Raw genomic sequence first — 12413 nt, forward strand, 5'->3', positions numbered from 1 at the left:
TTCCTACCTAATCCCACCTCTTCCCACTTAGTATAAAACCTACTGTCAAACTACATTCCTATTCTACCTAAATTAGCGAAAATTATTAAAATTAATCTTATCGGACTTGAAACATTCAGTGGGAGCAAAACGGCAAAAAGCTAACCAAAACAAGCTTTAGCGCCTGTTTTATAATAATTGTACTTAAGCAGATATAAAGAAATCACCGCAGAGCTTTAAACAATCAGCAATAACACGCACAGCAAACTCACAACTCAAAGTTCTTTTTGGTTAAATGGATAATGGTATACCATCTCTTATACAAAATACGCTAATTATAAATTCACTCTTTAACCAATCAAAAACTCTATAGAATCAATAACATGTAATTCTATTGTATTAAATAATCCATCATTCTACCGCAAATAATAATGCAGCAACTGCACGATCTTCAGCTAACAAAACATTAAATGTACGCACAGCTGCACCCGTATTCATTGTATCTGATGAAATACGCTTTTTCCATAAAAGCATCCGTAACTCTTCAGGTAATCGCAACAATTCAACACCAGTACCTATTAACAAAACTTCGATCTCAGATGATTCTTCTAAAACACGAGATATATCCTGTTGCGTGGGAATAGGTCCTACCATATCAATACCATAAATACCTGATGGTACACAAACAATAGACCCCCTATGAGACATATCAGCAAAACGAAACCCACCATTTCCATAAGCATCAATAGGTGCACGTCTTGGAAAATGTGCTTCACGGATTTGAATTGCATGAAACATAAGGAAGCATCCCTCATTTAAAAAACAATTACGTTTTTCTTCTCCCCTTAAAAGTCAGAAAAAGGTTTGTAATAAACGTTGATACACTAATCATAACCTATATAGCACAATATCTACGCAAAATCTTTTATGAAAAAGACCGCCTTGGTAACACAATCAATATATGAAAAGTTTGCAATAAATTGTCGTTAAATACCACATTTATTGAAAAAGATCATCCCTTTAAAAAAACTATGCTTAACCTATTTGTTCGAAAAAATCTTCATCACACAAAAAAACGATAACATCATTCACAGAATAGGACAATCTGCAGCAATATCCTAAAAATGAGATAAATACTTAATAGTCTGTAGAAAATAAACAAAATATTATGTTCATTTATTGACTATGATACTTTCCCTACAATGAAATTGTCCTTTATCCAAAATCCCCACTTTTTATAAAAATATGTTGTAAAAAAACATAACAAACTGCAATTATACTCTAAGATTCATTTTTCTTTGATACAGCTTTTTTCTCTTTAAATGCACTCACATTTTCTTTCGTTGTAGTTTTAGATTTAGGCTTTTGTAGTGTTTTTGTTTTAGTATTAAATTTTGATTTTTTTTCTGCAATAGGTTCACCTTTAACGCGAACATCAGCTAATGTTGAACGGATAACGCGAATATATATACCATCACCAATTTCAACCTCTAACTCACCACTCTCATCGTAAACTTTCGTAATCTTGCCGATAATACCACCGCCGGTTATAACTGTATCACCACGACGCACAGCATTAAGCATTTCTTGGCGTTTTTTCATTTGTGCACGCTGTGGACGAATTATAAAAAAATACATAATTGCAAAAACTAAAATGAACGGAACAAAATTAACAAGTGAGGTCCCACTAGAAACACCGCCTGCAACTTGAGCATAAGCGTTAGTAATAAACATTTTTATCTCCTATAGATTAAACTTCAGGTACTTCTTACTTTAACTAAAATAAACCTTTGGCTTAGAAAAAAAGCTTTTCTAGAGGATCTCTCATACAAAGCGATAAATACATAATGTAATCACAACCTTATAGGAAGGTAATAAATCTTTAAGAGATAGAAGGCAACGGACAAAAACTTCTTAAGAACAGATTTATTTTTATATCATTAAATATAGACATTCTCACTCATCGGAAAAATAAATGATACAAAATATTTTCTCTCCCTGCTAATGATCCTATCCAGACATTCTTCTCAGACTTGTGTCTTTTTCCGTCAAAATACTCTTGATTTAATAAATTCGATTATTTTAAAGCCATATAGACTACAGATTTTCAAAATAAAGCCATTATGAATTAATTTTCTAGATACTTGATAGGATTGACAGGTAATGAATTCTTACGCACCTCAAAATAAACACGCGGAGTTTTAACATTTCCTGAAACACCAGACTTAGCAATCTCATCTCCACGTCGTACCCTTTGTCCTTTCTCAACAATAAGCTTACTGTTACATCCGTAAATAGTAATAATATTGTTTTCATGTCGAATCATAACAACATTGCCGAGCTCTTTTAACCCATCACTCGCATAGATAACAACACCATTTTCCGCTGCTTTTACCGATGAACCTTCCGGCACAGCAATATCTATTCCTCGATTAGTTGTTGTTCCTTTTTTCTGACCAAACTGGCTTAATAAACGCCCTCGCACCGGCCAACGCATTTTAGAAATTCCTGTGGCTTGCGGAGTAACAATATTATTAGTACTCATAATCGTATCTGACAAACCAGTTTCGTTACTCGATTGCATCATCTGCCTAGAAGAATTTTTCTCAATACTTGAACTATTCATCTTAGCAGAAGGGAGAGTTGTTACAGGAGCTCTATATATAGGAAGAGGCTTCTTGTCTTTTATGGAAGATGTAACTTGAGACTGAAATGAAGTTTCTGTTGTTGATGCCGTCGCCAAATCATCATTGTGGGTGTTCGAAATTGCTAGCGTACGCCTACTTGGGATCATAAGGAGCTGCCCGATATAGATGGAACTACTTTTTATACCATTTGCTAATTTTAATGCTTCAACACTGATCCCTATTTGCCTCGCAATGCTTAACAATGTATCCCCACTCTGGACAATATAAGTATTTCGCCGAAGAATAGGAGAATTATCCATTTGTGAACGGGAAAGCGTTCCAAGATTTCGCGGCGGAGCCCCCATAATTTGACCATCAGAAGAAGCCCCCTCGCCCTGTTGTGGAGAATTATACGGAGCATTATCATCGGCCAATGAACCACCAGTTGCCTCTACAGGTGGCAATTCTGTACTTTGTATCATGCCACCGTACGATAGCATTCGCGGATCTGCAAGCGCAGTTGTGGACACATTTAACCGAGTAGATACCGCACGATTAGAGAAAATATTATTGAAACGCTGCATACCAGAACTACACCCCGTAAAAATCATTATCATCGCTAAAAAAGCTATTTTCTGCAAATTATGCCAGAAAATATTACCCAAAACTTTTAAACACATAGTTTTGCTCACTCATCAACACTCAACTCACTCTATTAAAGCTTTGTAATATTACCTAAGAGTTAAAATTAGATATTTTATTCATAAATATCTTTACAATAAGCTCAAAATGGATTTATCTAGTTTGCGTAGTACTTTAAATTTAGAAAATTAAAGTATCTCCGCAAGACCTTTAATAAAGGGTTGATAACGCACTTGAAACATTTCTAAGCACTGAAATTGACTACCAATTTTTGTATAATGCCTCACCGTTTGTACCCCCTCATCAGGTCCTATAGCTTGAATAAGAATCCCATTTTCAGCTAAAAGTTCTAAAAATTCCTTTGGTTCATCGGAACGCGAGGGCCAAATAAGAATACGATCAAATACCCCCAAACCTGTAACAGTACAGCTTCCATCAACTTGCCGCACAATAATATTTTCAAGTCCCAAAGTTTGAAATTTTTGCCGTGCTAAATCAACAAGTGTTTTATAACGGTCAATTGTTGTCACACGTCCACTCAGACACGCCATAAGGGCAGTACAAAAACCAGACCCTGTACCAATTTCTAAAACACGATGCTTTTTTTTCAACGATAACGCAGAAAGAATCAAGAGCTGCTCTTCCAAACGCTCAATATATTCACCACACTCAATGGGAATAACTTTATTATCATAAGCACTGTTGAGCCAAAGAGAAGCAACAAACTGTTGACGCGGAATCTTTTCAAATGCTGCAAAAAAACGAACATCATCAATTCCTTTGCTACGCATTTTCAGCACAAGGCAAGCCAATTCCTCACGAAATCGTAAAATACCCTTTTGCCCCATAGTATCATTCGATCTCCAATGAAGTAGTACTCTTATCGTAAGCACAAATCATTTCTTTTAAAATGACAAAATCGTGCATTTGAATGCCATTATTTTTCAGAAATGAACGCATATTCAGTTTTCCTTTGATAAAATTAAGCAGCAATACAACGCATACCCCTCATATAGGGTTGTAAAACATCTGGAACAATAATTGATCCATCAGCCTGCTGATAATTCTCAAGAATAGCGATAAGACAACGTCCAATAGCCGTACCAGAACCATTCAGACTATGGATGAAGTGCAATGTTTTATCATCTTCTTTACGATATCGAGCATTCATGCGTCGCCCTTGAAAATCTCCACAAATTGAACAACTGGAAATTTCACGATAACATCCTTGTCCAGGAAGCCAAACTTCAATGTCATAAGTTTTACGTGCAGCAAATCCCATATCACCCGTAGAAAGAACCACCGTACGAAAAGGCAAACCAAGACGTTTTAACACATCTTCTGCACATTCTGTCATACGTTCCAGTTCCGTTAAGGATTGCTCTTCAGTAGTAATTGATACCATTTCTACCTTCAAAAACTGGTGTTGACGCAACATACCACGAGTATCACGACCTGCGGACCCCGCCTCTGAACGAAAACAGGGGGTCAAAGAAGAAAATCGCAGTGGCAAATCCGATATCTCAAGAATTTCATTGTTTACCAAATTGGTTAACGGCACTTCTGCTGTAGAAATAAGCCACCGACCATCCGTCGTCCGAAAAAGATCTTCAGCAAATTTTGGCAACTGAGCCGCTCCGTAAACAATCTCATCACGAACAAGAAGAGGCACCGAAACCTCTGTATAACCATGCTCATCAACATGCACATCAAGCATAAATTGGCCCAATGCGCGTTCAAGCCGTGCTAATGCTCCTGAAAGTACTGTAAAGCGCGTCCCTGATAAACGACTTGCTCGCTCAAAATCCATCTGCTTGAGATTTTGACCAAGATCAAAATGTTCCTTTGGTGTAAAATCAAATGTCGGAGGCGTACCAAAATGCCGCATAACAACATTATCACTTTCATCTTTACCCTTTGGAACATCGTCCAATGGAACATTGGGGAGCGAAGAAAGAGCCTTCTCAAAATGCTCTGTTAAACGCTTTTCTTCTGCTGTAGCCGAAGAAAGAAAAGCTTTAATTTCTTCAACCTCAGCTCGAAGGTTTTCAGCCATTTTCTGATCACATGCTGCTAAAGCCCGCCCTATTTCTTTTGAAGCCGCATTGCGACGCTCCTGTGCCAATTGTACTTTAGCAACATGCGACCGGCGTTCAAGATCAAGTTTTATTAATCTTTCTGATTGCGGCTCAATACCTCTCTTCGCCAAAGCTGCATCTAATTTCTCAGGATGTTCACGAATCCACTTAATATCAAGCATCAAAATTCCTCATTTGCATCATTTCTATTCGTTTCCTATCAGACAAGATATAAACTTCTTTTAAAAGAATTTTTTTCTCTTTTCTATACAGTAAGCAATTAAAATTGAGAGCTCGTAAAGAACTGTCGTTGGTAAGGCTACTGCAAACATAATAAAAAAATCCGAGGGAGTTATTATCGCCGCAATTATAAAAGAAAGAAGAATAGCCCGCTTTCGTTTAGATACCAAACCATGAGAAGTTAAAAGTCAAACTCTCGTTAAAAGACTGGTTACAAGAGGTAATTGAAAAATCAAACCAAAAATCAAAATAAATGATATCATAAAGCTCAAATAATCAGAGATACGGACTATAAACTCTATTCTTAAATGTACGTCCGGAAAAAATTGCTGAGAAAGGTTAAACCAAAGCATTAGTGGAGCCAACAGGGCATAAACAAATACCCCTCCAATACAAAATAAAATCTGTACACTAATGAGAAATGGTAAAAAAGCTATACGCTCTTTTTTATAAAGTCCTAGTGCAATAAAGCTATAAAACTGCAAAGCTGTATAGAGAAACGACAAAATAGCTGCTCCAAAAGCAGCGAGTTTCATCTTCGTTAAAAAAGTTTCTCATACTTGTATTGATTGCAAAACGAATACTCTCAGGATTACCGCCTGATATTTTCATTGCCCACTGATAAGGCCATATCAAAAAATTTAAAATATAATCTTTGACAAGAAAGCACATCATAAAAGCTATTAAAAATGCGATCAGAACAGCAATAATTCGCTGACGAAATTCAATCAAATATTCTAAAAGGGGAGCCGTATTGGCCTCAACCTCACTTTCTTAACAGTCATGACATATTATCTTGATAAGTTACAGTAATGCTTCCAGAGCTACGAGAATCTATGGATACCGTTAAATCTTCGTTGGCTTTGTGCTGTCCACATCTCAAAGTTTTTCTCTTTTTCTAATTTATGGTGCGTTATCTTTATATCAAAATTGTCGCGGTTGTGGCCTTCTGCATTATGAATAGGATTAAAGGTCTCTGTTAACTCCTTACTGAAATTAAAGTCATTGATATTCGATAGTGGCTTTTTCAAATCATCGAATTCAACTTGTCTCATTGCATCATCAAACTAGTCACGAAATTTATTTGCTGTTGAACGCACATAAGCTACTGCCTTTGCTATTGTCCTTAGCATTTTAGGTAAATCTTTTAGCTCAACTACAATGATGAGAATAACTAAGATCACAAGAAACTCTGGCCCATCAATCCCAAACACTGCTTATACTCAACTTTCTCATTTAAAAGAATAATGCATAATTATGATCGCGTCTTTTTTTACTTTGCACACTGTTTTTTAGCCCTAGATGTCTTACCACCTTTAAAGGAGGAAGAAGCTTTTCTGCGGGTCGTTGCACGTCTCACCGATAATGGTTCAGATCATTGAGGTTTAACATAAATTGTTTTAGAATAATCAGCCATTTCAAGCTTATCCTCGACGCTGTCCTCTTCCTCCTTTATATTCTTTTTAAAAGCTTTAATCCCCTCAGTAACATCGCCCATTAATTCAGAAGCCTTACCACGCACAAAAAGTACAAGGGCAATCAATAAAATGACAATCAAATGCGCTGGTGAAAGAATATTACCCATCACTCCCTTTTACTGCTTTTAAATTTGATTTCATTTGTTCATGCTCACTTTGAAGGAATTATAGCTATATCTTACCTGTATATTTTCTTCTCAAGTCAAAGGCAATCACACAATTTTTATATTGCAAACTAACTTTTTAGCCTTTCTCTTCTCGCGCTTAGCGTATTATAATAAACTCAGATAGATTAAAAATAGCAAACCTCCCCAAACAAAATCCAAAAGGCTTGAAAACTCTTTTCTTAAAGAAGCTTCATCTGTATTGTGATATTTCTCTGCCTATCATTGATTAATAAGCTCTCATTTTATTTGAGATAGCTTATACATCTTGTTAGCTTTCTTAAAAGCTATAACAAAACTTTTGCCAACACAAAAGCCGCTGTTCTATGTAAAAAAAAGACTTGGTAAGCAATCATACATGTGGTAAATCCCGCTCATGAATTATCGGCATATTTACCATGCTGGCAATTTTGCTGATGTTTTTAAACACATTATTGTCACCCGTATTGTAGAATATCTTAAACGTAAAGAAAAAGCTTTTCGGGTTATAGACACGCATGCTGGAATCGGTATTTATGATCTCTCCTCTTTAGAAGCACATAAAACGGGGGAGTGGCGCGAAGGCGTCCAACGGCTTTTTTCAGCTCCTGTCCCAGAAAACTTAAAAGCACTCCTTTGTCCATGGTATGATATTATTGATGCGCTCAACGAGGAGAAAAAAGAAATCATATTCTATCCTGGCTCTCCCTTTCTTATTCGTAAATTATTGCGTAAACAAGATCGACTAATCGCAATTGAATTACACGATGAAGATTATCACATTTTAGCAAAAAAATTTGCCGGTGATTACCAAACAAAAGTTCTGCATTTGGATGGTTGGCTTTCTTTAAATGCTCATTTGCCACCCAAGGAAAAACGCGGATTTATTCTCGTTGACCCCCCGTTTGAAAAACCTGGTGAATTTTCTCGCCTTATTGAAGGATTGATTAAAGCGTATCGCCGTTTCTCTAGAGGAATTTATGCTTTATGGTATCCTGTTAAATATGACAAAGACATTGAAAATTTTCTTCACGCACTTTATCAAACGGGAATTCCAAAAATTTTACAACTCGAAATGCGTATTCGAAAAAGTTCAATACCACCTACAATGAATGGAAGTGGTATGATTCTTATCAACCCCCCCTATCTTTTGGAAGAAGAAATGAAAAAACTTAGCCCCTTTCTTATCAACCGTCTTGGACAAGACAAAAATGCAAGGGTGATTCATAAATGGCTCCAGAAAGAACATCCATTATGTTAGACACTTTCCCTTTATGTCATTTTAAATCAAAATATTTTTCGTAAAAATCAAAAGCATTAAGTGGCTCAAAGGTATTTTCAGACCAAGCTATTGGATTCTTTGATTTTACCATATCACCCTGAATGCACAGCATAGTCAGCAGTACAGATTTGATTTTTAATAAAATCTATTTTATGTAGCCTTCCACCATCACAGATTTATTATTCTTAATAGATAAAGTTGGCTAACTCGTAGATTATCATCAGAGATCGCCTTCAAGTTTTTTATGCAAAGTAATATCGAATGAGTTTATGTTATAATGTGTTATTTATAGAAAAATAATTACAAGCACATAAGTAGTAGCATTTGATGGATAGAACATCACATATGAAAAGCATAAAACATTCTTGGATAAACTAAATGATCCTGAAAAAAAACACAGCTTATCCTCAAAATGAACGAGAAAAGCTTCCCTTTCTTTCTCATATTACATGGGATAAAGCCAATCAAGAAAATGTTAAAGAGCAATTCAAAGCTACCAAGCTCATACAAGAGTTTGTCAAACATCTTCCGCATAAGCCGGGGGTTTATCGTATGGTTGATGAAAATGGTGATATTCTCTATGTTGGAAAAGCACGTAATCTTAAAAAACGCGTTGCAAACTATGCTCGTGAACAAGGGCATAACAACCGTATTACCCGTATGATTCGTGCTACATACCATATGGAATTTGTTGTTACTCGCACAGAAACAGAAGCACTGCTTTTAGAAGCTAATCTCATCAAAAGATTGCATCCACGTTTTAATGTATTACTGCGTGATGATAAAAGCTTCCCTTATATCATTATTACTGATGATCATCGAGCACCTGCACTTTACAAACATCGTGGTGCCCGAACACGAAAAGCCGATTATTTTGGACCTTTCGCTTCTTCAGGTGCAGTTACACAAACAATTAACGTTTTACAACGTGCTTTTTTATTACGCACCTGTACCGATTCAGTTTTTGAAAACCGTACACGCCCCTGTTTACTTTACCAAATTAAACGCTGTTCTGCTCCCTGTACACATGAAATCAATGACAATGACTATAAAGAGCTCGTTAGAGGAGCAAAAGCTTTTCTTTCTGGAAAAAGCCAATACGTTAAAAATTATATGGTTCAAGCTATGTATAAAGCCGCAGAAAACCTCGATTTTGAACAAGCAGCAACCTATCGTGACCGCTTATCGGCTCTCTCTCACATACAAAGCCATCAAGGCATTAATCCTCAAACGATAAAAGAAGCAGATGTATTTGCGATTGCACAACGGGGAGGAGTAACCTGCATTCAAGTGTTCTTTTTTCGCATGGGACAAAATTGGGGAAACAGAGCCTATTTTCCTAAAGCAGATCCATCCTTTTCTAGTGGTGAAATTTTAGCGAGTTTCCTCTCCCAATTTTATGATGATAATTCTCTTCCAAAACTCATTCTTTTATCTGAATCAATTGAAGAAAAGGCGCTTTTTGCAGAGGCGTTTAGTCTAAAAGCAAATCGCAAAATATTTCTCTCTTTGCCCAAACAAGGTGAACGCAAAACCCTTGTTAACCATGCCTATATCAATGCTCATGAAGCACTTGGACGCAAGCTTGCCGAAACAGCTACACATAAAAAATTACTTCAAGGGCTTGCTGAAATATTTCAACTACCTCATACTCCATGCCGTGTAGAAGTCTATGACAATTCTCATATTATGGGAACAAATGCAGTAGGTGCGATGATTGTTGCGGGACAAATGGGATTTGTTAAAAATCAATATCGTAAGTTCAACATCCGTTCGACAGATATCACACCTGGTGACGATTTTGCTATGATGAAAGAAGTCATTAAACGAAGATTTTCACGTCTTATCAAGGAACATGATTTTCCTAATAGAAGCAATAACATAAAAAATCAAAACGATGAGCCTTTTCCTCTTTGGCCTGATCTTATATTAATCGATGGCGGAGAAGGACAAATAAACAGTGTGCATACAATATTATCCGAATTAAAATTAGATAATTTTATCACGGTTATTGGGATAGCTAAAGGCGCTGACCGTAATGCGGGGCGTGAACGGTTTTTTATAAAGGGAAAAATGCCCTTTACACTTCCTCCACGTGATCCTATCCTTTATTTTTTGCAACGTCTACGCGATGAAGCGCACCGCTTTGCAATTGGAACGCATAGAGCAAAACGAAAAAAATCAGTGTTTAAAAATCCGCTTGATGAAATAGAAAATATCGGTCCAACTAGAAAGCGCGCATTGCTTCATCATTTTGGAAGTGCAAAAGCTGTCGCCAGTGCTTCACTCGAAGATTTAATAAAAGTCACAGGCATTTCTATTATGATTGCACAAAAAATTCATAATCATTTTAATAAAAAATAAGCTTGTTTCATAATCTTTGCCTTGTTACGTTTATCAAATAAATCATATTTTACAAAGAATTGAAAATGGCTCTATGAAAAATCATACTTTTTCTTTTCCAAATATTCTCACTTATGCACGGATTATCGCGGTGCCAATGGTTGTTGCATGCTTTTTTTTAGAAGGACGACTACAATCAAGCGATATTGCACGTTGGATTGCCGTTTCTATTTTTATTGTTGCATCTATTACTGACTTTCTTGATGGTTACCTTGCTCGTATTTGGGAACAAACCTCTAATATTGGTCGCATGTTGGATCCAATTGCAGATAAGCTTCTCGTATCTGCCTGTTTGCTCTTGCTTGCTGCAGACAGTACCATTGCTGGCTGGACATTATGGGCAGCTATTATCATTCTTTGTCGAGAAATTCTTGTATCAGGATTACGTGAATACTTAGCTGAATTAAAAGTCAGTGTTCCTGTCTCTCGCCTTGCAAAATGGAAAACTTTTGTACAAATGATAGCCATCGTTTTTCTCTTATCGGGACCGGCTGGTAATAAAGTTTTCCCTTACACAGTGGAATTTGGCATCACTATGCTGTGGATTGCTGCTCTCCTTACGTTGTGGACAGGATGGGATTATTTCCGTGCAGGCTTAAAACATGTCATTACATGAAAACTGCTGAACTCCACGAGCGCTTTCAAAGAAATCCATAATCTCATAGGAAGAATCCCGAAACAAAATGTTTTGGGGTTCTCTTTTTTATACGTGCTTCTATTAACCAACAATTTCCATTTCAGAAAACCAAAAAGAAATTTCTATTTTTGCAGTTTCAGCGCTATCTGAACCATGAACAGAATTTTCGCCAATCGACAAAGCATGGACTTTACGAATTGTCCCTTCCCGTGCATCCATAGGATTTGTAGCCCCCATCACTTCACGGTTTTTAGCTATTGCATTTTCTCCTTCTAAAACCTGTACAACTGTTGGACCAGAAGACATAAAATCAACCAATTCGCTAAAAAATGGGCGTTCCCTATGGACTGCATAAAACCTTTCAGCTTCACGTCGACTCATCCACACACGTCTAGAAGCAACAATACGCAGCCCCGCTTCTTCAAGCATTTTTGTAATTTCCCCTGTCAAATTACGACGCGTTGCATCGGGTTTAATCATCGAAAAAGTACGTTCTACAGCCATTTAAACACCTTTAATTGTATTCATAATATTATCTAGCCGTTCTATAGCGATCCAGAAGCCTTTTGCCAAGTGACTATAGAAAAATCCGCACCAATTTTCAAAAATGCGTAATTAATCATAAAACAAACTTCAATAAAAAAATAGAAATACTGATGGTAGCCGATACTTTCAAAACAATACCATTTCACAAAAGCTAGATCTATTTTCATAGACAGAAGCACCGCTTTCATAAAGATTTATCATTAAAGGGAAAGAAAAAAATATAGCAGGCAGCAAAGCATATAAACTCTATAAAAAGCGGTTTTCTCTCAAAGAACGTTGCCTAGATATCCAGTGGATACGTGCAAAACGACTCTACATTTAAAGACGATCCGAGAACAAAGATACGCTCAAAAACTAT

General features: G+C 36.5%; 10 protein-coding genes and 2 pseudogenes. 3 read left to right on the plus strand and 9 right to left on the minus strand.

Annotation, left to right across the window (positions count from 1 at the left end):
- Positions 1-390: 390 nt before the first annotated feature.
- From GQO39_RS07645 to GQO39_RS07675, 8 genes and pseudogenes are all read right to left on the minus strand, one after another.
- Complete coding sequence (locus GQO39_RS07645; protein WP_156851655.1) at positions 391-777, minus strand: Mth938-like domain-containing protein; 387 nt, start codon at positions 775-777, stop codon at positions 391-393.
- Between the two features lie 483 nt (positions 778-1260).
- Positions 1261-1713: a preprotein translocase subunit YajC gene (yajC, locus tag GQO39_RS07650; protein ID WP_156851656.1), complete on the minus strand. Its 453-nt coding sequence runs from the start codon at positions 1711-1713 to the stop codon at positions 1261-1263.
- A gap of 394 nt (positions 1714-2107) precedes the next feature.
- Positions 2108-3286, minus strand: coding sequence for a M23 family metallopeptidase (locus GQO39_RS07655; RefSeq protein ID WP_156851657.1), 1179 nt, complete (start codon positions 3284-3286; stop codon positions 2108-2110).
- A gap of 150 nt (positions 3287-3436) precedes the next feature.
- Positions 3437-4096: a protein-L-isoaspartate(D-aspartate) O-methyltransferase gene (locus GQO39_RS07660; RefSeq protein WP_156851658.1), complete on the minus strand. Its 660-nt coding sequence runs from the start codon at positions 4094-4096 to the stop codon at positions 3437-3439.
- Between the two features lie 134 nt (positions 4097-4230).
- Entirely contained in the window at positions 4231-5508 is a 1278-nt protein-coding gene (gene serS, locus GQO39_RS07665; RefSeq protein WP_156851659.1) for a serine--tRNA ligase, read from the minus strand.
- Between the two features lie 60 nt (positions 5509-5568).
- Positions 5569-6298 (minus strand): annotated as a pseudogene (gene tatC, locus GQO39_RS07670) (twin-arginine translocase subunit TatC).
- A 335-nt stretch (positions 6299-6633) separates the two neighbouring features.
- Complete coding sequence (locus GQO39_RS09520) at positions 6634-6780, minus strand: twin-arginine translocase TatA/TatE family subunit (RefSeq protein WP_500789582.1); 147 nt, start codon at positions 6778-6780, stop codon at positions 6634-6636.
- Between the two features lie 59 nt (positions 6781-6839).
- Positions 6840-7151 (minus strand): annotated as a pseudogene (locus GQO39_RS07675) (twin-arginine translocase TatA/TatE family subunit).
- Between the two features lie 433 nt (positions 7152-7584).
- Between GQO39_RS07675 and GQO39_RS07680 the strand changes: the two are divergent.
- From GQO39_RS07680 to pgsA, 3 genes are all read left to right on the plus strand, one after another.
- Complete coding sequence (locus GQO39_RS07680) at positions 7585-8448, plus strand: 23S rRNA (adenine(2030)-N(6))-methyltransferase RlmJ (protein WP_156851660.1); 864 nt, start codon at positions 7585-7587, stop codon at positions 8446-8448.
- Between the two features lie 399 nt (positions 8449-8847).
- On the plus strand, positions 8848-10833 hold the full coding sequence (uvrC, locus tag GQO39_RS07685) for an excinuclease ABC subunit UvrC (RefSeq protein ID WP_156851661.1): 1986 nt from the start codon (positions 8848-8850) through the stop codon (positions 10831-10833).
- Positions 10834-10906: 73 nt separating this feature from the next.
- Positions 10907-11488 (plus strand): CDP-diacylglycerol--glycerol-3-phosphate 3-phosphatidyltransferase, encoded by a 582-nt coding sequence (gene pgsA / locus GQO39_RS07690; RefSeq protein ID WP_007552046.1) that lies wholly within the window; start codon positions 10907-10909, stop codon positions 11486-11488.
- A gap of 102 nt (positions 11489-11590) precedes the next feature.
- On the opposite strand, the gene ndk is transcribed toward pgsA, so the two are convergent.
- Positions 11591-12013, minus strand: a complete 423-nt coding sequence (ndk, locus tag GQO39_RS07695) for a nucleoside-diphosphate kinase (protein ID WP_156851662.1) — start codon at positions 12011-12013, stop codon at positions 11591-11593.
- Positions 12014-12413 lie beyond the last annotated feature (400 nt).

Origin of the sequence: Bartonella refiksaydamii (genome assembly GCF_902652675.1) — a bacterium.
In the GTDB taxonomy this organism is placed as follows: Bacteria; Pseudomonadota; Alphaproteobacteria; order Rhizobiales; family Rhizobiaceae; genus Bartonella; species Bartonella refiksaydamii.